The following is a 20,553-nucleotide window of genomic DNA, read 5'->3' on the forward strand; positions in this document are numbered from 1 at the left end:
AAACGGCCAGGATGGGTTGACTGGCGACAAAGAAGCGCTTGCGGTGCGAGTGGTAGGCGGTCAGCCGATAGGATGCGACGGATCGTGGCCGTCGCGGGATGATCGCCAGGCAGCACTGTTTCCCCGGCGCACGTCGGGGCCAAGCTTGGCGGTGGCGCAAGAAATTGGGGGTGGCGGTAGGCGAACCGGCTTGCCCCCTTGCCTGGCGGTACACTTGCCTCTGGGCCGTTGGCGCGCCCGTCCCGTCGACGCGTGGCGCACCAAACGCGCTGCTTACTTGCGTGCCGGTTCCTGGTGGTGGGTATGCAGCGCTTCCGCGTGGTGCGTGCGTGCTGCCGCGCGATGGTGTATTTCGGAGTGCTGATCGAGCGGCGGCGTTGGCCGGCCTATCCGTTGCGGTAGCAAGGAACCGGCAATCATGCCCACGATGCTGACGCCCAGGCCGATCAGTTGAGGCGGTACCAGTGGCTCCGCGACCAGCGCTTCGATCAGAAGCCACGAGGAGAGGCCGCCAAAAATTGCCGCCAGCGCTCCCTGTGTCGTGGCGCGCCGCCAGTAGGCGCCGAAGAAGAGCGGCACGAAGGCGCCGGCCAGCGTCACCTTGTAAGCGTTTTCCACCATTTTGAAGATTGACGCTTCGGAGTTGAGGGCAAAGGCGAGAACGATTGCCGTGAAGGTGACCAGCGTGAGGCGCATCATGCGCAGGAAGGCGCGGTCGCCGGCGCTCGGGAAAAAGCCGCGGACGACGTTCTCCGAAAACGCGACCGACGGCGCCAGCAGCGTTGCCGACGAGCAACTCATGATCGCCGAGAGGACGGCGCCGAAGAAGATTGCCTGCGCGAATACCGGCGTGTGCTCGAGCACCAGCGTCGGCAGCACGCGTTGCGAGTCGGTTTCGATCAGCGCATTGAACTGTTCCGGGCTGATCAGTGTTGCCGAGTAGGCAATGAACATCGGTACGAAGGTAAAGCAGAAGTACAGTCCGCCGCCGAGGATGGAGGCATAGATGGCGACCTTTGCGCTTTTGGCCGACGTTACGCGCTGGAAAACGTCCTGCTGAGGAACCGAACCGAGCATCATCGTTACCCAGGCTCCGATGAAGGTCAGCCACTCGGCTGTTCCGGCGCTGGGAAAGAAATCGAGTTTGCCGGCGGCCGACGCGTGGCTGACGACCACGTCGACCCCGCCAGTCAGTCCGGAGACCAGGTGGCCGATGTAAAGCATGCCGCCCATGACCACCCCCATCTGAACGAAGTCTAGGATCGCTACCGACAGCATGCCGCCGAAACTGGTGTAGGTAAGTACGACCAGCGCGCCGATGACCATGCCGGCGGCCACGGGAATGGCGCCATCGGTGACGACGTTGAACACCAGGCCGAGCGCCTTGATCTGCGCCGACACCCAGCCGAGGTAAGAAGCGACGATGCACACCGTGGTCAGGATCTCGACGCTTCGGTTGTAGCGCAGACGGAAGAAGTCCCCGAGGGTGAGGACATTGAGCCGGTACAGCTTGGTGCCGTAGAAAATCCCCGCAATGACCAGACAAAGGCTGGCTCCGAAAGGGTCGGCGACGACACCGCGCAGGCCGTCCTTGACGAAAGTGGCCGAAACGCCGAATACCGCCTCGGCGCCGAACCAGGTCGCGAAGACGGTCGCCGTCACCACTGGCAGGGGCAGGCGGCGGCCGGCGACCGCGAAGTCCTTGGCGTTGTGTACGCGTGTTGCGGCGTAGAGACCGATGGCGATCGAAACGAGCAGGTAGATGACGACGAACCAGATCAACATCGCAGGATCCTCGGTGGACAATTTCCGCTATTCGCACGGCACATCCCGCGGCGATCACCAGATCCCGGAGCCGTTGCCGGTGCCCGCGCCGGGCATTATGTCATGCCGTGCGGCGCCGGGTGAAGCGCGTCGGGACGTCAGCCCGGGAGACGGTACGGAGGGCTAGGCGCAGCCGGCGATCCGCCGAGCGTTTGTTTGCCGACCGGTTCGGGAAAGAAGAATTTCCCCTGCGCGAGAAAACCATTCGACTCCGGCGCCCGGCGTTGCTATCCTGATCGGCGCGTCATCTTTTAAATCCTCAAACTGGAGTACTCAACTTGGGCAAGAAGCTTTACGTCGGCAACCTAGGCTACAACGTAGATTCGGGTGGCCTCGCAAAAATGTTTGCCGCACATGGCACAGTGGCGTCGGCGCAGGTGATCACCGACCGCGAAACCGGGCGCTCGAAAGGCTTCGGCTTCGTCGAGATGGGCTCCGATCAGGAGGCACAGGCAGCTATCGCGGCGCTGGCCGGCAAGAGTCTGGACGGCCGCAATCTGACGGTCAATGAAGCGCGGCCTCTCGAAAACCGGAACGCCGGCGGTTTCGGCGGCGTCCGGCGTGGGGGCGGTGGTGGCCGAGGGGGCGGGGGGCGCTACTGATTACCGCGCTGCTTGACGGCGAGCGCCCTCGTTCGATGGATTGACCCGATAGTTTCCAACTTCCAACCAGTGTCGCCGCGACTGCGGCAATGAGAGGACAGACCTTGGCAAAACCCAACTACCAGTTTGAAAAACGGCAGAGAGAGCTGGAAAAGAAAAAGAAGCAGGAAGAGAAGCGGCAGCGGGATTCCGCTGCCAGAAATCAGCCTGGCGGCACTGCGGTCGACGCTTCCCCGGTGGCGACGGAGAGCGATCAAGCCGAGGCAACAGGCACCCCCGGCGCGACGGTGGCGGGCACCGGCTAGGCACCTCCGGCGGGGGCCGCGCACCGGCTTGCGAACTGCTCCCGCCGGTGCGCCGGAAAAGGGTCGAGAGGGGCGAGGAGCGGCGAGCGCGGCGCAAGCCTCAGTCGTCCAGCATGACGCTGGTATACACTTCCTGTACGTCGTCGAGGCTTTCGAGCGCGTCGATCAGCTTCTGCATGCGCTGCGCTTCGTCGCCGGCAAGCGGCGTCTCGTTTTCCGCCTTCATCGTCACGCCGCCGTATTCGGCCCGGAAACCGGCGGCGGCGAGTGCTTCCTTGACCGCCATGTAATCGTTCGGCGCCGTGATGACTTCGACCGAACCATCCTCGTTGTTCAGAACATCGTCGGCCCCCGCTTCGATCGCCGCGTCCATCAGTGCGCCCTCGTCGGTGCCCGGGGCGAACAGCAGTTGGCCGCAATGCTTGAACTGGAAGGCAACACAGCCGTCGGTACCGAGGTTGCCGCCGTATTTGTTGAACGCATGGCGCACGTCGGCAACGGTACGCGTCTTGTTGTCGGTCAGACAATCGACGATCACCGCGGCACCGCCGATACCGTAACCCTCATAGCGAACCTCGATGTAGTCGACGCCTTCGAGCTCGCCGGTGCCCTTCTTGATCGCGTTGTCGATCTTGTCCTTGGGCATGTTGACGCCCTTGGCCTTGTCGATCGCCAGACGAAGACGCGGGTTGAAGGCCGCGTCGCCGCCGCCCATCTTGGCCGAGACGGTGATTTCCTTGGCAATCTTGGAGAACGATGCGCTGCGTTTTTCATCCTGACGGCCCTTACGGTGCTGGATGTTGGCCCACTTGGAATGTCCTGCCATGCTGACCTCATTTGAATGCGGTTCGCGAGCGGGGGCTGCCGAAGGCAACAAATCCGCTCGCAAATGGTCGATAATCGAACCTGCCATTCTACCACTTCCTGCCATTCCCTTTCGTCGTACTACCTACTTTCCGGAGTCGATCATGGTTCCTCCACTGGTCATCGCCAGACACCAAGATAGCGAACTGGCGCTGTTGCCGGCGCTTGCCAACCGTCATGGTCTGATCACCGGTGCCACCGGCACCGGCAAGACGATTACCCTGCAGTTGCTGGCCGAACGTTTTTCCGGAATCGGCGTGCCGGTCTTCATGGCCGATGTCAAAGGCGATCTCTCGGGGCTGGCAGCCGTTGGCAGCCTGACACCCAAGCTCGAGGCGCGTCTGAAAACGCTTCGCGTCGAGGATTTCGTGCCGGCGAGGTGTCCGGTGACCTTCTGGGACGTTTTCGGCGTGCAGGGGCATCCGGTGCGTGCGACGATTTCGGACATGGGCCCGGTCTTGCTGGCGCGGCTGCTCAATCTCAACGACACACAGGCAGGCGTGTTGCAACTGGTCTTCAAGATTGCCGACGACAACGGATTGTTGTTGCTCGACCTCAAGGATCTGCGGGCGATGATCCAGTACGTCGGTGAGAACGCCAAAACCTTCACCAACGAGTACGGCAACGTTTCGGCTGCTTCGATCGGTGCCATCCAGCGTGGCTTGCTGACGCTCGGCGAACAGGGAGCCGAAGTGTTTTTCGGTGAACCAATGCTCGACGTCGCCGACCTGATGCAAACCGACAACGGCCAGGGAGTGGTCAATATTCTCGCGGGTGACAAACTGATGGCGTTGCCGCGCCTCTACTCGACTTTCCTGTTGTGGCTGCTTTCGGAGTTGTTCGAGCAGCTGCCGGAAGTCGGTGACCTCGACAAGCCAAAGCTGGTGTTTTTCTTCGACGAAGCGCACTTGCTGTTCAACGAAGCACCGGCTGCCTTGCTCGAAAAGATCGAGCAGGTCGTTCGCCTGATCCGCTCCAAGGGTGTCGGCGTCTATTTCGTCACCCAGAATCCGCTTGATATTCCCGACACCGTTCTCGGACAGCTCGGCAATCGCGTCCAGCATGCCTTGCGCGCGTTCACGCCGCGCGACCAGAAGGCGGTAAGAGCGGCCGCGCAGACCTTGCGCGCCAACCCGAAGTTCGACGCCGAGACGGCGATCACCGAGCTCGGTGTCGGCGAGGCGCTGATTTCCTTTCTCGACGAGCAGGGCAGGCCGGGGGTTGTCGAGCGTGCCTTCATCCTGCCACCCGCTTCGCGCATCGGCCCGCAGACTGCCGAGGAGCGGCAGGCGGCGATCAAGGCGTCGCCGATCTATGGCCACTACGAGCGAATGCTCGATCGCGAATCGGCCTACGAGAAGCTCAAGGGGTCGTCCGTTGCGGCCCAGCCGGGGGGTGGTTCTCCGGCGGTGGGCGGTGAGCCGCCGGCTGCCGGTGGCGGCTGGTTGAGTGGACTCGGTGACCTGTTCGGCGGCGGTTCCGGCGGTGGGCGGGCGCGTGGCGGCGATTCGGTCATCGAGACCGCCGCCAAGAGCGCAGCGCGCGCGATCGGCTCGCAGGTTGGCCGGGAGATCATCCGCGGTGTTCTTGGCTCGATCCTCGGCGGTGGTTCGCGCCGGCGCTGACCGCCGGCGATAGCAGCGCGATTTGCCGCCGCTGGTCGCTGGTCAGAGAGTGATCACGGTTTCCATCACCGTTACGGCCGTGCCCGATAGAAGGACGCGCTCGCCCTGCATCACGCAGTCGATTCTGCCGCCGCGTTTCGAGACCTGCCGAGCGGTCAGAGTGTTCTTGCCGAGCTTTTCTGCCCAGTACGGTGCGAGCGTACAGTGTGCCGAACCGGTCACCGGATCCTCGGGGATGCCGTACTTCGGTGCAAAGAAGCGGCTGACGAAATCGACCTCGCTGCCTGGTGCCGTGACGATGATGCCGCGCCGGTCGATCTGAGCGAGCGACTCCTGATTCGGCGTGATCGCGCGCACTTCCGCCTCGCTGGCGAATACGGCCAGGTAATCGTCACCGGCCAGCAATTCGAGCGGTGGCCGGCCGAGGCCGGTGATCAACTGCCCGGGGATGGCGCAGCTCCGCCCCGGGGTGGCGGGGAAGTCCATGGTCAGGAGGCGCCCATGGCGTTCGACGGAAAGTACACCGCTACGCGTCGTGAAAGCGATCGTCGGGCCGGCATGGCCGAGGATTTCGAACAGGACGTGCGCTGCCGCCAGCGTCGCGTGTCCGCATAGGTCGACCTCCGTGACCGGCGTGAACCAGCGCAGCTCGAAGCCGTCTTGCGACGGAAGCACAAAGGCGGTCTCCGAAAGGTTGTTCTCCTCGGCGATTGCCTGCATGATCCGGTCTTCGAGCCAGTGTTCAAGCGGGCAAACCGCTGCCGGGTTGCCTTCGAAGGCGCGCTCGGCAAAGGCATCGATCTGATATTGCTTGAGTTTCATCCGGTTCTCCGGTGGCGGGTGAAGGAGGGACGTATCTTACGCCGGCGCCGGACGTTCCGCGACGGCTCTTTGCCGCTTTGGCGGTTTTTGTCCCGTGATTGTCCCGCAGCGCCCTCGTCGACCGTTTTGCCAGACTTTACGATGGCGGTTCGTTCACTCGAGGAGATCCAGAAATGTCCGCCAATGGTGTCGTCCAAGTTTGTCCTGCCGCGCTCCTGGTGATCGATGTGCAGGAATCGTTTCGCCACATGCCTTTCTGGTCGGAAGCCGATCTCCCGGCTTTCCGGGAGGCTTTGCTCCGCCTCGACGCCGGCTGTCGACAACGCGGGGTGCCGGTGGTCCAGGTATTTCACGTTGGGCAGGCCGGGCCGTTTGCCGAGACGTCGGGCCATGTGCGTGCACTCGACTGGCTGCCGGGCGGGCCGGCCGCGACCTTCATCAAACACACGCACAACGCCTTTTCCGATACCGGCCTGGACTTGTGGTTGCGCCGGAGTGGCATCGGGCGCCTGATCATTACCGGCATCCGCACCGAGCAATGCTGCGAGACGACGGCGCGCGTCGGCTCCGACATCGGCTACCAGGTCGATTTCGTCAGCGAAGCGACGCTGACCTTTGCGATGACGCATCCGGTCAGCGGACGCAGTTACTCGCCGGCAGAGATCAAGGAGTACACCGAACTCGTTCTGGCCGGGCGCTTCGCGCGCATCGTCGGCGTCGACGATTGCCTCGCCGTACTGGGAGAAGGGGATGCTTGAACTGCGCCCGAACTGCGAATGCTGCGATCGCGATCTGCCACCCGGATCGGCAGCGGCGATGATTTGTTCCTTCGAATGCACGTTTTGCGCCGAGTGTGTGGAGACCCGGCTCGCCGGGCGTTGTCCCAACTGCGGCGGCGAGTTGCTGCGCCGGCCGATACGTCCGGCGGACAAGCTGGCGCGCTACCCGGCGTCGACACAACGGGTCCGGAATTGCTGTGCTGGAGACGGGCAGCCCGTCCCTGCCGTGGCCCGGGCGCAGGCTTGAGCGCGTGAGTCCGCGCGATCTCGCTCTCGCCCTGCTGGTGGTAGTCGTCTGGGGCGTGAACTTCGTGGTGATCAAGGCCGGCGTCGCTGAAGTGCCGCCGCTGCTGCTCGGCGCGCTACGCTTCCTGCTAGCCGCTTGCCCGGCGGTTTTTTTCCTGCGCGCACCAAGCGTGCCTTGGCGGCTTTACCTGGCCTACGGGATGACGATCTCGGTCGGGCAGTTCGCTTTCTTGTTTTCGGCGATCCACGTCGGCATGCCCTCGGGGCTCGCTTCCCTCGTGCTTCAGTCGCAGGCCTTTTTCACGATGCTCTTCGCCGCCCTGTGGCTCAAGGAAAGCTGGCGCACCAGTCAGCTCATCGGGTTGGTCATGGCGGCAGGCGGCCTGACGTTGATCGGTTCGACACATGGTGTGTCCATGCCGCTGCTCGGTTTCCTATTGACCGTCGCCGCGGCTTCGATGTGGGCGGCTGGCAATATCGTCACGCGTACGGTCGCCGCTTGCGGGCCGATCAATCAACTCGCTTTTGTCGTCTGGGCCAGTCTCGTTCCGCCGCTGCCTTTCCTTGTGCTGTCGCTGTGGATCGAGGGCGGCCCGACGATAATGGCGGCGCTGAGCAACTTCAGCCTGCGCTCCTTCGCCGCCGTGGCTTATCTCGCCTGGGCGGCAACGCTGCTCGGCTACGGTTTGTGGACGCGACTGCTGTCGCGTTACCCGGCCAACCAGGTGGCGCCGTTCAGTCTGCTGGTGCCGGTCGTCGGGCTGGTTTCCGGCTGGCTGGCTTTCGACGAGGCGTTGCGGCCGGTGCATCTTGCCGGTGGGGCGCTGCTGATGCTCGGCCTGGCTGTCAACCTGCTGACGCCGCGTCTACTTGGCTGGGCGAGGGCCAGGCCGTGACCTTGCCGATCTGGTTCGTCGTCACCCCCAATGTGCTGCTGCTCGATTATGCCGGCCCGGCCGAAGCGCTGCGCATGGCCGGCGAGATGGGGGCCGACATCTTGCTCCATACCTGTGCCCCGGTGCCCAATCTGCGCACATCGCTTGGCGTCGAATTGGCCGGCCTCGCGGCGCTGCCAGCGCGGTTACCTGCCGCGAGTCTGGTGATCGTTACCGGTAACGCTTGTGAGGCTGAGGATTACGCCCGTCCCGAAGCGCAGGCCGTCGTTGCTTGGCTGCGCAGCGCTTTGCCACCGGATACGCGACTCGCCAGCATCTGCTCGGGTGCTCTGCTGTTGGCCGCCGCCGGTTTGCTTGACGGCCGGCGGTGCACGACGCACCACAGTCTGATCGAGGCATTGCGCATCGCCGCACCAACGGCGAAAGTCGAGGAGAATCGCGTCTTCATCGAGGACGGGCCGTTGCTGACCAGTGCCGGCATCACCACCGGCATCGACTTGGCGCTGTATCTGATCGAGCGGCACGCTGGCGCCGAACTCGCGGCGCGCGTCGCGCGTCGGCTGGTCGTCTACCAGCGCCGAGGAGGCAACGATCGGCAGCTCTCGCCTTGGCTGGCCCACCGCAACCACCTGCACCCGGCCGTCCATCGCGCGCAGGACGCGATCGCGCAGGATCCCGCGCGCTCATGGTCGATCGACGAGCTTGCCATACAGGCCCATGTCAGCTCCCGTCATCTTACGCGCTTGTTTGCCGAACATGCGGGGATCAGCGTCGTCGGCTATCAGCAGCGGCTGCGTGTGGCGCGGGCGAGCGAACTGCTCGCCGAGCGGCAACTGTCGATCGAGCGCGTCGCCGAACTTGCCGGCTTCGCGTCGGCGCGAGACTTCCGGCGCGTCTGGCAACGCTACGAGGGCGGTACGCCGAGCCTCAGGCGAGCCGCCACCGGGCCGGGCCGCCCTGACAGTGGTCGGGGGTCTTTCTGAAGTGCGTTTCACCGGCGCAGCGCCGGGCAATTCCATTACACTGCGTTCTGATCCCGCGCCGTCGGCGGACGCCGGGCGGTAAGGCCGGCGCAGCTGGCCACCCCGATACCTACTGGAGGAGCGCGTGAGTATTGCCACCCCGAAGCTGACGACCATCGCCCTTGATTTGAGCGAGAGTATTGCCGAGATTCGCCTGCATCGCCCTGAACGTTCGAACGCCATCAACGAGGCGATGTGGCAGGAACTGCGCGGCGCTTTCGATTGGGTAGACGCCACGCCGGAAGCGCGAGTCGCGATTCTCAGTGGGGCAGGAAAAAATTTCTGTAGCGGGATCGACCTGTCGATGCTGGCGGATGTTGCCCGGACGGTTGCGCACCGCGATCCGGCGCGCAGCCGCGAGGCGTTGCGACGCGTGATTCTCGACCTGCAGGACTGCCTGTCGGCCGTGGAACGTTGCCGTAAGCCGGTGTTGGCGGCGATTCAGGGAGCGTGTATCGGCGGTGCGGTCGATCTGGTGACCTGCTGCGATATGCGCTATGCGACAGCCGACGCCCAGTTTTCGGTGCGCGAGATCGACATCGGGATGACGGCTGATGTCGGTACCCTGCAGCGCCTGCCGCGGCTCGTTCCGGATGGCGTGGCGCGCGAAATGGCCTACACCGGCCGCCAGGTCGACGGCGTCGAGGCGAAGCAGATCGGGCTCGTCAATCAGGTCTATGCGACGCCCGAAGCCTTGCTCGATGGCGTACGAGGGATCGCGCGCCGCATCGCCGCAAAATCGCCTCTGGCCATCCGCGGCAGCAAGGAGATGCTCAACTATGGCCGCGATCACTCCGTGGCCGACGGCCTGAACTATGTCGCGACCTGGAACGCGGCGATGCTGCTCTCGGCTGACCTCGACGAGACGATGGCGGCGCGGCGCGAGCAGCGCCCGCCAAAGTATTCCGACTGAGCCCCTCAGCCGCCGTGGTTTTGGCCGGCAACGGCACGCAGGAATTCGTTCCGCAACTGTGGGGAGCACCCGAATTCGCCGCTGAAGGCCTGGGTGATGACGCGCTCGTCGCCGCGCCGGTCTTCGCCGAGCAGCAGGCACAATTGCTCCGCTTCGACCAGGCAGGCGGCGCCCCGAGCCCGGCCGTGCCGCATCAGCGCTTCGGCGATGTCGCGCGTCATCCATTCCTGGTAAGTGAAGCGGTGGCCGATGGCGTCGACCAGGCGCGCGATGCGGCCGAAGCCGTGTAGCCGCCCGCCGGGCAGGTAGGCGACGTGAGCCAGACCGCGGAACGGAACCAGATGGTGCGGACAGACGCCGTGCACGGCAATTCCTCGGACTACCACCATGTCGCTGCGGTGATCGGCAAATCCTTCGCCGAGCGCCTCCGCCGGGTCGAGCTCGTAGCCGCCGAGCAGGCGGCGTTGCCAGAGTTCGCGTACGCGTTGCGCGGTGCGTCCCATATGCACGGAGTCGGCAGCGATTCCACAGGCGCCGAGCAGATCGCCGATCGCGCGCTCGAAAGCGACTGGGTCGAAAGCATGCTGGCGCGGGATGCCGACGTCGTTTGCCGGGGAAGAAGGGGGTTGGCGGCGGCTGCAGTCGGCCATGGAGAATCTCTCGCTGATGTCGTCAGTAGGCCCCATGATACACGTGCTGGCTAAGCGGACGAGCTGGCCGCGATTCCGTTCGAGATCTACCACGATAGCCTCGCGAGCGGCGATTTCCCTGCGCGCAGCAAGCCATGCACGCACGTGATGAGCGATAATGCGGCACTTGGGCGATCGCGGTGATCACCCGTCGGGTGGGCTGAGGAAGCTGGCTCGGGTCGGGAAGGGCATGGATGAAGCGCGTTGATGATTTCCGTCTGCAGTTCGGCAGGAAGCAACTGGTACCGATCGTTATCGGCGGCATGGGTGTCGATATCTCGACGGCCGAACTGGCGCTCGAGGCGGCTCGTCTCGGCGGGATCGGGCATATCTCCGACGCCATGGTCAACACCGTTGCCGATCGTCGTTTCAACGCCAAGTTCGTCAAGGACAAACTCAGGCAGTACAAATTCAACGTCGCCAATACCGACAAGTCGATGGTTCGATTTGATCTTGGGCAACTTGCCGAAGCGACCGCCATGCACGTCGGCAAGACCATGGAGGCCAAGCGTGGCGATGGCCTGATCTTTGTCAACTGCATGGAAAAGCTGACCATGAACGCGCCGCGCGAGACGCTGCGCGTGCGCATGTCGGCGGCGCTCGACGCCGGCATCGATGGCATCACTCTGGCGGCCGGTCTACATCTCGGCTCGTTTGCCCTGATCGAAGACCATCCGCGCTTTCGCGATGCGAAGCTGGGGATCATCGTTTCTTCCTTGCGCGCTCTGCAGTTGTTTTTGCGCAAGACGGCGCGCTGCAACCGGCTGCCCGACTATGTCGTGGTGGAAGGGCCTCTGGCCGGCGGACACCTGGGCTTTGGCATGGACTGGGCGCAATATGACTTGGCGACAATCTTTGCCGAGATCCATGCCTATCTGCAGGCCGAAAAACTGGCCATTCCCTTGATTCCGGCCGGCGGCATCTTCACCGGCAGCGACGCCGTAAACTTTCTCGAAAAAGGAGCGGGTGCCGTTCAGGTGGCCACCCGTTTCACGGTATCGCGCGAGTGTGGTCTGCCGGAAGACGTCAAGCAACGCTATTTCGAAGCTACCGAAGACCAGATCGAGGTCAACCAGATTTCGCCGACCGGTTACCCGATGCGCATGCTAAGCAGCAGCCCGGCGATCGGTGACGGGATACGGCCCAATTGCGAGGCCTATGGCTATCTGCTCGATAGTAGCGGCAATTGCTCCTACATCAGCGCCTACAACCGAGAGGTGGCGGCGAACCCCGGCGTCAAGCGCATTTCGGTCAAGGACAAGACCTGCCTGTGTACCCAGATGCGCAATTTCGACTGCTGGACCTGCGGTCACTACGCGTATCGCCTCAAGGACACTTCACGTCGCTTGTCCGACGGAAGCTGGCAATTGCTCAGCGCCGAGCACATCTTTCGCGATTATCAGTTCAGTACCGACGGCCGTATCCAGCCGCCACCGGACTAACGCGCTGACCGCCGTTGTCGGCCGCGTACGCCACGAAAGCCAACGATGCTGAGCTACCGTCACGCCTTTCATGCCGGCAATCAGGCCGACGTTTTCAAACATGTGGTGCTCGTTCAGCTCACGCGCTACCTGGGTCAGAAGGACAAAGCCTTTTGCTACATCGACACGCACGCCGGCGCCGGCCATTACGCGCTGGATTCGGTGCAGGCGCTGAAGCTGGGCGAGTACAGGGAAGGTATCGGCCGCCTGTGGGGACGCCGCGAGCTGCCGCCAGCGATCGTCGACTATGTTGACTTGGTGCGCCGGAGTAATCCCGACGGCCGCCTGCAAAATTACCCGGGTTCACCCTGCCTGGCGTTGGCGACTCTGCGGAGCAACGACCGCTTGCATCTGTTCGAGTTGCATAGCCGCGACGTACTCCGCCTGCGAGCGAATTTTGCCGCTGCCGGCCGACAGGTAATCATCCACCAAAGCGACGGTTTCGCCGCGCTTAAAGCCTTGCTGCCTCCTCCGCCAAGGCGCGCGTTGGTACTCATCGATCCGGCCTACGAGGAGAAGCGTGATTACGAACGCGTCGTCGTTTCGCTCAAGGAGTGTCTGCGGCGTTTCCCGAGTGGTACTTATTTGTTGTGGTATCCCCAGTTGACCAGGCTGGAGGCACATGACTTGCCGGCGCGCCTCAAGCGCCTCCCGGCCAAGGATTGGCTGCACGCTACATTGCGCGTCAGGACGCCGGCCGGGGACGGCCTGGGGATGCACGGCAGCGGGCTGTTCGTTGTCAATCCGCCGTGGACCTTGCGGGCCACCTTGGAGGAGGTGATGCCGTGCTTGGTTGACGTGCTCCGCGTTGATCGGGGCGCAGGCTTCACGCTCGAGACGCCACCCTGAAGCCGAGCCGCGCAGTCCAATCGTCGAAGGACTCAGACTTTGTCGCGGCACTCAGCGGCAGGCGCCTGCGAGTACTTGCGGCTGGACCCGTAGCTGATATCGACCGGGTACTTGACGGCATTCTTCGCCAGTTTCAACCGCGTAGCTTCTGCGAGGTCGATGCCGGCCTGCTCGGCAATCAGCAACAGATAGATCAGGACGTCGGCACATTCGTCGCGTAACGCTTCGCGTGCGTCAGCTTGGTCAAGCAGCCCCGCCATTTCGGTGTCGCTCTTCCATTGCGTCAATTCGAGCAATTCGCCGGCCTCGAGATTCAGCGACACGATCAGGTTGCGCAAACTGTGGAACTGCGCCCAGTTGCGCTCGTCCCGGAACTCGAGAACCTTGGCGGTCAGTTCCGACAGCGGGCTCATGGTGCCGAAAGTGACGCCCGTTGATGGGCCACTACCGGCTTCGCGGCGCTAGGCACGGCTGAGGGCATCCGGTGGGCAGAAGGAAATTGACGACGTAGTCAATTCGAGATTGCCTTGGGCGACGAAAGGAACGCATTCTAGCGCATGAGAATCGGCGCTCGCGGAGAAAAAAGCCGCGGACCAGCCGCGGCCTTGGCAGGGGGAAGCGCCGATTCGACTAAAGCATGTGCTTGACGGCATCCTGCTCGTCGGTCAACTCCTTGAGCGTCTTGTTGATCTTATCGCGCGAATAGTCGTCGATCTCGATCCCTTGGATGATCTTGAAGTCTCCGCCCTTGCACTCGCACGGAAAACCGAAAACGATGCCGGCGGGTATGCCGTAAGAACCGTCGGAGGGCACACCCATGGTGACCCATTCCTCGGAACCGAGGACCCAGTCGCGCATATGATCGATCGCCGCATTGGCGGCCGAAGCGGCAGATGAGAGGCCGCGCGCGTCGATGATCGCGGCCCCGCGCTTGCCGACGGTCGGCAAGAAAGTGTCGTTGTTCCACACCGGATCATTGATCAGCGCTTTAACGTTGTCGCCATTCGACGTGCAGTTACGGTAGTCGGCGTACATCGATGGCGAGTGGTTGCCCCAGACAACGAGTTGCTTGAAACTTGCCACCGGCCGGCCGGTCTTGGCCGCGAGTTGCGAAAGCGCACGATTGTGGTCGAGGCGAAGCATCCCATGGTAGTTGTTCGGATTGGTCCGGCCAACCTTGCGGGCGGCGGAGCCGGCGATCAGGGCGTTGGTATTGCAGGGGTTGCCGACGACCAGGACGCGGACGTCTTCGTTGGCGTTTTCGGCAATTGCCTTGCCCTGCACGGTAAAGATCGCCCCGTTGGCGGTCAGCAGGTCGGCGCGCTCCATTCCCGGGCCGCGTGGACGTGCTCCGACCAGCAGGCAGAGATCGGCTTCCTTGAAGGCGAGGTTAGGATCGTCGGTGGCGAACATGCCGGCGAGCAGCGGAAAGGCGCAGTCTTCGAGTTCCATCATGACGCCTTGGCAAGCCTTTTGGGCTTGCGGCAGGTCGAGCAACTGAAGGATGACCGGCTGATCACGGCCGAGCATTTCTCCGGAGGCGATCCGGAAGAGCAGGCTGTAACCGATTTGACCGGCAGCGCCGGTGACCGCGACGCGCATGGGGGCTTTGGACATGATGCGGCTCCTGTCGTGTGATAGTGGTTGGTGATGAGCAAGAAGATGGAACTCGATCGGCGTTGCCCTGCGATGCGTACTCGGAGGGGACGGCAAATCGGAAGAATGATAAAAGCGAAAGCCGGAAAGTGTCAAATCTAACTTATGTCTTATATATGATATTTTTGAGTGAAACGGGATGGACGCGGGCGTGAAACTGTGCTGAAATGACATTCCATGAACCGGCCCACGTCATTGCATTCTCCGACCTTCAGCCCGCTCTATCGGCAGATCAAGGATTTGATCCTGCGCCACTTGGAATCCGGCGAGTGGGGGCCCGGTGACCCGATACCGAGCGAATCGGAACTGGCCGGCCGCTTCGGTGTAAGTCAGGGAACCGTACGCAAGGCGGTAGACGAGATGGCCGCCCAGCATCTGCTGGTTCGCCAGCAGGGCAAAGGTACCTTCGTCGCGACGCACCGGGATCCCGGCTCCTATTTCCGCTTCCTGCGCCTGGTCCCGAACGATGGCGAACCTCGGCCTTCCCAGAGTATTCCTTTGGAATGTTGGCGCGCCAAAGCCGGTACCGATGTCGCACGAACCCTCGGGCTTGAAGCCGGTGCGCCGATCACCATCGTTCGCCGCTTGCTGAAGCTGGGTGAAGAGCCGGTGGTGTTCGATGAAATCTATCTGCCGAGCGAACTCTTCCCTGACTTGTCGCTGGACGTTCTGAGGTCCGGCGAGTCGCTGTACAGTCTGTTCGAAACGCGCTATGGCGTACGCATGATCCGCGCCGACGAGCGGTTGCGTGCGATCTCGGCTGACCGGGTGAGCGCCGAACTGCTGCAAATCGCCGAGGGGAGCCCGCTGTTGCTCGTCGAACGCGTTACCTTCACGTATGGCAACAAGCCGGTGGAATGGCGCCGCGGCTTCTATGCGACACGCAACTATCATTATCACAATCAACTGGGCTGAAACTCCGGAGGAGGCGTCGCAGGCAAGTTAGGGGCGTTCGATTGGTTTATAATCGAACGTGGTTTTGCAGGGGTCGGGCGGCACGGATTCGGCCGCATTACACTTGAAGGATGACGTTCATGGCAGAGATGGCAATCAAGAAAAGGCGTCCAAAGAACTTGGATTTGCCGACTATCAGGCTACCCCTTCCGGGTATCCTGTCAATCCTCCACCGGATCAGCGGGGCAGCGATTTTCCTGCTGCTGCCATTTCTGCTATGGCTGCTTCAGGCCAGCCTGACTTCTGGTGAGACCTTCGCCAGCGCCAAGGCGGTGGTCGCTCATCCGCTGGCCAAGATCATCCTGCTGGGGCTGATTTGGTTCTACATGCATCACTTCTGTGCCGGTATCCGCTATCTGCTGCTTGACCTGCACAAGGGCGTCGAGCTCGAGGCAGCGCGCTTGTCGAGCAAGATCGTTTTCGTGGTCAGCATCGCGCTGACCCTGATCATCGGAGCCAAAGTGCTATGGTAAATCGTGTTCTCGTGGGGGCGCATTACGGCCTCAAGGACTGGATCATCCAGCGTGCGACCGCCGTCATCATGGCGGTTTATACGGTCGTCTTTCTGGTCGTCGTCGGTGCCGTCGGTCCTGACTCCTTCGAAGCCTGGCGCGGCATTTTTGCCAACGGCTTCATGAAGTTTGCCACTTTCCTGTTTCTCGTCAGCCTCTTCTATCATGCCTGGATTGGCGTGCGGGACATCTGGATGGACTATGTCAAACCCGATGGCTTGCGTCTACTGATGATGATTGCAACGGCGGCGGTGCTCGTCGGCTACGCCGGCTGGGCGGTTCAGATCCTGTGGAGAATGTAAGTGAGCAAGCTAACCATTCCAGTACGTAAGTTCGATGCCGTGATCGTCGGCGCCGGCGGCTCGGGTCTGCGGGCAGCGATTCAATTGTCGGAAGCCGGCCTGAAAACAGCGGTTCTTTCGAAGGTCTTTCCGACTCGATCGCACACCGTCGCCGCGCAGGGCGGCGTGTCGGCTTCGCTCGGCAACTCCGAGGACGATCACTGGCATTGGCACATGTACGATACGGTCAAGGGTTCCGACTGGCTCGGCGATCAGGATGCCATCGAGTACATGTGTCGCAAGGCGCCGGAGGTGGTCGTCGAACTCGAGCATTTCGGCATGCCGTTCGACCGAACCGACGAAGGCAAGATCTATCAACGCCCGTTCGGCGGGCACATGTCGAACTTTGGCGAAAAGCCGGTTCGCCGCGCCTGCGCGGCGGCCGACCGCACCGGCCACGCCATGCTGCACGCGCTGTACCAGCGCAACGTGCGTGCCAATACGCAGTTCTTTGTCGAGTGGATGGCGCTCGACCTGATGCGCGACGATTCGGGTCAGGTGCTCGGGGTCATCGCTCTCGAGATGGAAACCGGTGAAGTGGTCGCTTTTCACAGCAAAGCGACCGTCTTTGCCACCGGTGGCGCCGGGCGCATCTTTTATTCTTCGACCAACGCCTTCATCAATACCGGCGACGGTCTCGGAATGGCCGCGCGCGCGGGTGTCCCGCTCGAGGACATGGAGTTCTGGCAGTTCCATCCGACCGGCGTTGCCGGTGCCGGTGTTCTGATCACCGAAGGCGTGCGTGGTGAGGGCGGCATCCTGCGCAACTCGACCAACGAGCGCTTTATGGAGCGTTACGCGCCGAATGCCAAGGATCTGGCGTCGCGCGATGTCGTTTCCCGGGCCATGGTCACCGAGATCAACGAGGGCCGCGGTTGCGGACCGAACAAGGATTTCGTCCTGCTCGACATCACGCACCTCGACCCGGCGACGATCATGAAGCGCCTGCCGGGAATACGCGAGATATCGATCCAGTTTGCCGGTATCGACCCGATCAAGGCGCCGATTCCGGTTGTGCCGACTTGTCACTATCAGATGGGCGGTGTACCGACCAACTACAAGGGGCAGGTCGTCTCCGACGACGGGACGCCGATCAAGGGCTTCTATGCGGCTGGCGAAGTGGCTTGTGCCTCGGTGCATGGCGCCAACCGGCTGGGGACCAACTCGCTGCTGGATCTGCTGGTTTTCGGCAAAGCCTCCGGCGATTCGGTGATTGCCGACATCAAATCGGGTGAGATCGGGCTCAAGGAACTGCCGGCGAATTTTGCCGATTTTACCTTGGCGCGACTGAACCGACTCAACACGCAGACTGGTGGCGCCAACGTCAACGAAACTCGTCTTGAGTTGCAGCGGACGATGCAGAAGCACTGTGGCGTCTTCCGCTTCAAGGATATGCTGGTCGAAGGTGTGGCGAAGATTCTCGACATCGAGAAAGCGGTTGCCATGACCGAAATCAAGGACAAGTCTCAGGTCTGGAACACGGCGCGCGTGGAAGCGCTCGAACTCGACAACCTGATCGAGGTGGCCAAGGCGACGATGGTTTCCGCTGAGGCGCGCAAGGAGTCGCGCGGCGCCCATGTGCGTGACGACGCGCCGGACACGGCCGCCAATCCGAATGGGCGTGACGACGTCAACTGGCACAAGCACACGCTTTGGCATCGCGCTAGCAATGCCTTGAGCTACAAGCCGGTGATCATGACCCCGTTGTCCGTCGAAACCATCGCGCTGAAGACGCGCTCCTACTGATCGTGCGTTGAGGAGTCAATGAAAATGGCCACCAGTACCATGCAGTTCAAGATTTATCGCTACGATCCCGACAAGGACAACGCGCCCTATATGCAGGACATCTCGGTCGAGGTCGATTTCGCGATCGATCGCAAGTTGTTGGACATCCTGACCCGGCTCAAGGCGAAGGACGATACGCTGTCCTATCGCCGCTCGTGCCGCGAAGGCATCTGCGGTTCGGACGCGATGAACATCAACGGCAAGAACGGTCTCGCCTGCCTGACGGAAATCAAGGATCTGAAGCAGCCGGTCGTCCTGCGGCCCTTGCCCGGCTTGCCGGTGATCCGTGACCTGATCGTCGACATGACGCAGTTCTTCAAGCAGTACCACTCGATCAAGCCCTACCTGATCAACGAGGGGCCTCGGCCCGACCGTGAGCGCCTGCAATCGCCAGAAGAACGCGAAGAGCTCAACGGTCTCTACGAGTGCATTCTTTGTGCCTGTTGCTCGACCTCGTGCCCGTCCTTCTGGTGGAATCCGGACAAGTTCGTCGGCCCGGCCGGCCTGCTCAACGCCTACCGCTTCATCGCCGACACCAGGGACGCCGCGACCAATGAACGTCTGGACGATCTCGAGGATCCTTACCGGCTTTTCCGCTGCCACACGATCATGAATTGCGTCGACGTCTGTCCGAAGGGCCTCAACCCGACCCGGGCAATCGGCAAGATCAAAGAGCTGATGGTCCGTCGTGCGATCTGATGGAGGAAAGGGAAAAGATCAACCGCCTGCGCTGGCGCTGCACACGTCGCGCCATGCTGGAAATGGACCTGCTGCTCGGGGAGTTTCTCGACCGGATCTATCCGGCGCTGACCCCCGAGCAGGCGGATGCCTTTGTGATCCTGGCCGACATGGAGGATCTTGAGCTGTGGCCGCTGGTGAATGGCAGCCGAGAATGCCCGGATCCCGTCCAGGCCGAAGTCCTTGCGCTGTTGCGCAACGTAAGAGTTAAGTAAGGAAGCTCCCATAGTCTGGCAGCTTTCTGTTGGCAGCTGTGACCTCAACACCTGAACGGGGATATATCAATGACGACGGAACGTAAAGCAACTCTCATCATCGACGGCCGGGCCCCTGTCGAGTTTCCAATCATGACGCCGACACACGGCAATGATTGCATCGACATCCGTACGCTGGGCGCCAAGACGGGCCTGTTCACTTACGACTCCGGCTACTTGTCTACCGCCAGCTGCCGATCGACGGTCACTTTTATCGACGGCGACAAGGGCGAGTTGCTGTATCGCGGCTATCCCATCGAGCAACTTGCCGAGCAGTGCAACTTTCTCGAGGTGGCCTACCTGTTGTGGCATGGCGAGTTGCCGAGCGCGACGGAGAAGACCAAGTTCGAGCGAAACATCAAAGAACACACGATGGTCCACGAACAACTCGTGAAGTTCTATCAGGGTTTTCGTCGGGATGCGCACCCCATGGCGGTACTGGTCGGCGTCGTCGGTGCCTTGTCGGCGTTCTACCATGAAGCCGAGGACTTTTCCGATCTCGAGCATCAGAACATCAGCTTCAACCGCATCGTCGCCAAGTTGCCGACCATTGTCGCGATGGCCTACAAATACCACCGCGGCGAGCCGTTCATCTATCCGCGCAACGACCTCGACTATACGGCCAACTTCATGCACATGATGTTCGGCACGCCGTGCGAAGAGTACAAGCCGAATCCCGTTCTGGTGCACGCTCTCGACACCATCTTCACCTTGCATGCCGACCACGAACAGAATGCCTCGACGTCGACCGTGCGTCTGTCGGGATCGTCGGGAGCCAACCCCTATGCCTGCATTTCGGCCGGTATCGCTTGCTTGTGGGGGCCGGCGCACGGCGGCGCCAATGAAGCCTGCCTGCAGATGCTCGAAGAAATCCACGACGTGTCGCGCGTTGGCAAGTACATTGCCCGTGCCAAGGACAAGGACGACGACTTCAAGCTGATGGGCTTCGGACATCGCGTCTACAAGAACTTCGATCCGCGCGCCAAGTTGATGCGGCAGGTCTGCAACGACGTTCTCAAGGAACTCGGTCTGGAGAACGATCGTCTATTCAAGCTGGCGCTGGAGCTCGAGAAGATTGCCCTCGAGGACGACTACTTCATCGAGAAGAAGCTTTATCCCAACGTCGACTTCTATTCAGGCATCGTTCAGAAAGCACTCGGTATTCCGACCTCGATGTTTACCTGCATCTTCGCTCTCGCCCGGACGGTCGGCTGGATGACGCAGTGGGAGGAAATGATCAACGATCCGGAGTACAAGATTGGTCGCCCGCGTCAGCTCTATGTCGGCGCGGCCAGGCGCGATGTGATTCCGGTCGACCAGCGATAGGCGGACGGAGTCAAAAGGGCGGCAGACGGTGGCCGCCCTTTTTTCATTCTGTGGCCCTGTGTGGCTACGG

At 62.2% G+C, this 20,553-nt stretch carries 23 protein-coding genes; 17 read left to right on the forward strand and 6 right to left on the reverse strand.

From position 1 onward, the window contains the following. Positions 1-273: 273 nt before the first annotated feature. Positions 274-1,785 (reverse strand): sodium:solute symporter family protein, encoded by a 1,512-nt coding sequence (locus tag Q1M07_RS17205; RefSeq protein ID WP_300455885.1) that lies wholly within the window; start codon positions 1,783-1,785, stop codon positions 274-276. 317 nt (positions 1,786-2,102) lie between these two features. Between Q1M07_RS17205 and Q1M07_RS17210 the strand changes: the two genes are divergently transcribed. Both Q1M07_RS17210 and Q1M07_RS17215 read left to right on the forward strand, forming a co-directional pair. Then, a complete protein-coding gene (locus Q1M07_RS17210) occupies positions 2,103-2,426 on the forward strand; it encodes an RNA-binding protein (RefSeq protein WP_300455888.1) in 324 nt (107 codons plus the stop codon). A 104-nt stretch (positions 2,427-2,530) separates the two neighbouring features. After that, positions 2,531-2,731 carry a hypothetical protein gene (locus Q1M07_RS17215; RefSeq protein WP_300455891.1) on the forward strand — a complete coding sequence of 67 codons (201 nt, stop codon included), beginning with the start codon at positions 2,531-2,533 and terminating at the stop codon, positions 2,729-2,731. A gap of 100 nt (positions 2,732-2,831) precedes the next feature. Here Q1M07_RS17215 and Q1M07_RS17220 read toward each other — a convergent pair whose 3' ends face one another. Beyond that, positions 2,832-3,557 (reverse strand): YebC/PmpR family DNA-binding transcriptional regulator, encoded by a 726-nt coding sequence (locus Q1M07_RS17220; protein WP_300455894.1) that lies wholly within the window; start codon positions 3,555-3,557, stop codon positions 2,832-2,834. A 142-nt stretch (positions 3,558-3,699) separates the two neighbouring features. Between Q1M07_RS17220 and Q1M07_RS17225 the strand changes: the two genes are divergently transcribed. Continuing rightward, complete coding sequence (locus tag Q1M07_RS17225) at positions 3,700-5,220, forward strand: helicase HerA-like domain-containing protein (protein ID WP_300455897.1); 1,521 nt, start codon at positions 3,700-3,702, stop codon at positions 5,218-5,220. A gap of 42 nt (positions 5,221-5,262) precedes the next feature. On the opposite strand, the gene Q1M07_RS17230 is transcribed toward Q1M07_RS17225, so the two are convergent. Beyond that, the gene (locus Q1M07_RS17230) at positions 5,263-6,042 is read right to left on the reverse strand and encodes a PhzF family phenazine biosynthesis protein (RefSeq protein WP_300455900.1); all 780 of its coding nucleotides are present in this window, start codon (positions 6,040-6,042) and stop codon (positions 5,263-5,265) included. A 173-nt stretch (positions 6,043-6,215) separates the two neighbouring features. Between Q1M07_RS17230 and Q1M07_RS17235 the strand changes: the two genes are divergently transcribed. From Q1M07_RS17235 to Q1M07_RS17255, 5 genes are all read left to right on the forward strand, one after another. Continuing rightward, positions 6,216-6,800 carry an isochorismatase family protein gene (locus tag Q1M07_RS17235; RefSeq protein WP_300455903.1) on the forward strand — a complete coding sequence of 195 codons (585 nt, stop codon included), beginning with the start codon at positions 6,216-6,218 and terminating at the stop codon, positions 6,798-6,800. After that, positions 6,793-7,068 (forward strand): DUF1272 domain-containing protein, encoded by a 276-nt coding sequence (locus Q1M07_RS17240; protein WP_300455906.1) that lies wholly within the window; start codon positions 6,793-6,795, stop codon positions 7,066-7,068. The genes Q1M07_RS17235 and Q1M07_RS17240 overlap by 8 nt, the downstream gene beginning before the upstream one ends. 4 nt (positions 7,069-7,072) lie before the next feature. Further along, positions 7,073-7,963, forward strand: coding sequence for an EamA family transporter (locus Q1M07_RS17245; RefSeq protein ID WP_300455908.1), 891 nt, complete (start codon positions 7,073-7,075; stop codon positions 7,961-7,963). Continuing rightward, complete coding sequence (locus Q1M07_RS17250; protein ID WP_300455911.1) at positions 7,960-8,946, forward strand: GlxA family transcriptional regulator; 987 nt, start codon at positions 7,960-7,962, stop codon at positions 8,944-8,946. The genes Q1M07_RS17245 and Q1M07_RS17250 overlap by 4 nt, the downstream gene beginning before the upstream one ends. A 124-nt stretch (positions 8,947-9,070) precedes the next feature. Then, positions 9,071-9,898, forward strand: a complete 828-nt coding sequence (locus Q1M07_RS17255) for a crotonase/enoyl-CoA hydratase family protein (protein WP_300455914.1) — start codon at positions 9,071-9,073, stop codon at positions 9,896-9,898. A gap of 5 nt (positions 9,899-9,903) precedes the next feature. On the opposite strand, the gene folE is transcribed toward Q1M07_RS17255, so the two are convergent. Next, positions 9,904-10,548, reverse strand: a complete 645-nt coding sequence (gene folE / locus Q1M07_RS17260) for a GTP cyclohydrolase I FolE (protein ID WP_300455917.1) — start codon at positions 10,546-10,548, stop codon at positions 9,904-9,906. Between the two features lie 233 nt (positions 10,549-10,781). Here folE and Q1M07_RS17265 point away from each other — a divergent pair, with 233 nt between their 5' ends. After that, on the forward strand, positions 10,782-12,029 hold the full coding sequence (locus Q1M07_RS17265; RefSeq protein WP_300455921.1) for a nitronate monooxygenase: 1,248 nt from the start codon (positions 10,782-10,784) through the stop codon (positions 12,027-12,029). Positions 12,030-12,074: 45 nt separating this feature from the next. Then, positions 12,075-12,917, forward strand: a complete 843-nt coding sequence (rlmJ, locus tag Q1M07_RS17270; RefSeq protein WP_300455924.1) for a 23S rRNA (adenine(2030)-N(6))-methyltransferase RlmJ — start codon at positions 12,075-12,077, stop codon at positions 12,915-12,917. Between the two features lie 32 nt (positions 12,918-12,949). Here the strand turns inward: rlmJ and Q1M07_RS17275 are convergent, their stop codons facing one another. Both Q1M07_RS17275 and Q1M07_RS17280 read right to left on the reverse strand, forming a co-directional pair. Beyond that, positions 12,950-13,330: a nucleotide pyrophosphohydrolase gene (locus Q1M07_RS17275; RefSeq protein ID WP_300455927.1), complete on the reverse strand. Its 381-nt coding sequence runs from the start codon at positions 13,328-13,330 to the stop codon at positions 12,950-12,952. Positions 13,331-13,547: 217 nt separating this feature from the next. Then, a complete protein-coding gene (locus Q1M07_RS17280) occupies positions 13,548-14,534 on the reverse strand; it encodes a malate dehydrogenase (protein WP_300455930.1) in 987 nt (328 codons plus the stop codon). Between the two features lie 216 nt (positions 14,535-14,750). On the opposite strand from Q1M07_RS17280, the gene Q1M07_RS17285 reads away from it, so the two are divergent. The 7 genes from Q1M07_RS17285 (at position 14,751) to gltA (ending at position 20,483) form a co-directional block, all read left to right on the forward strand. Then, entirely contained in the window at positions 14,751-15,488 is a 738-nt protein-coding gene (locus Q1M07_RS17285) for a GntR family transcriptional regulator (protein WP_300455933.1), read from the forward strand. Positions 15,489-15,607: 119 nt separating this feature from the next. Continuing rightward, the gene (gene sdhC, locus Q1M07_RS17290) at positions 15,608-16,000 is read left to right on the forward strand and encodes a succinate dehydrogenase, cytochrome b556 subunit (protein ID WP_300455936.1); all 393 of its coding nucleotides are present in this window, start codon (positions 15,608-15,610) and stop codon (positions 15,998-16,000) included. Continuing rightward, the gene (gene sdhD / locus Q1M07_RS17295; RefSeq protein ID WP_300455939.1) at positions 15,994-16,341 is read left to right on the forward strand and encodes a succinate dehydrogenase, hydrophobic membrane anchor protein; all 348 of its coding nucleotides are present in this window, start codon (positions 15,994-15,996) and stop codon (positions 16,339-16,341) included. Before sdhC ends, sdhD begins: the two co-directional genes overlap by 7 nt. Further along, positions 16,342-18,126: a succinate dehydrogenase flavoprotein subunit gene (sdhA, locus tag Q1M07_RS17300; protein ID WP_300455942.1), complete on the forward strand. Its 1,785-nt coding sequence runs from the start codon at positions 16,342-16,344 to the stop codon at positions 18,124-18,126. A 24-nt stretch (positions 18,127-18,150) separates the two neighbouring features. After that, complete coding sequence (locus Q1M07_RS17305; RefSeq protein WP_300455945.1) at positions 18,151-18,864, forward strand: succinate dehydrogenase iron-sulfur subunit; 714 nt, start codon at positions 18,151-18,153, stop codon at positions 18,862-18,864. Next, positions 18,864-19,118: a succinate dehydrogenase assembly factor 2 gene (locus Q1M07_RS17310; RefSeq protein WP_300455948.1), complete on the forward strand. Its 255-nt coding sequence runs from the start codon at positions 18,864-18,866 to the stop codon at positions 19,116-19,118. Before Q1M07_RS17305 ends, Q1M07_RS17310 begins: the two co-directional genes overlap by 1 nt. Positions 19,119-19,187: 69 nt before the next feature. After that, positions 19,188-20,483 carry a citrate synthase gene (gene gltA, locus Q1M07_RS17315; protein WP_300455951.1) on the forward strand — a complete coding sequence of 432 codons (1,296 nt, stop codon included), beginning with the start codon at positions 19,188-19,190 and terminating at the stop codon, positions 20,481-20,483. The last annotated feature ends 70 nt before the right edge of the window (positions 20,484-20,553 follow it).

It is taken from the genome of Accumulibacter sp. (assembly GCF_029255285.1).
In the GTDB taxonomy this organism is placed as follows: Bacteria; Pseudomonadota; Gammaproteobacteria; order Burkholderiales; family Rhodocyclaceae; genus Accumulibacter.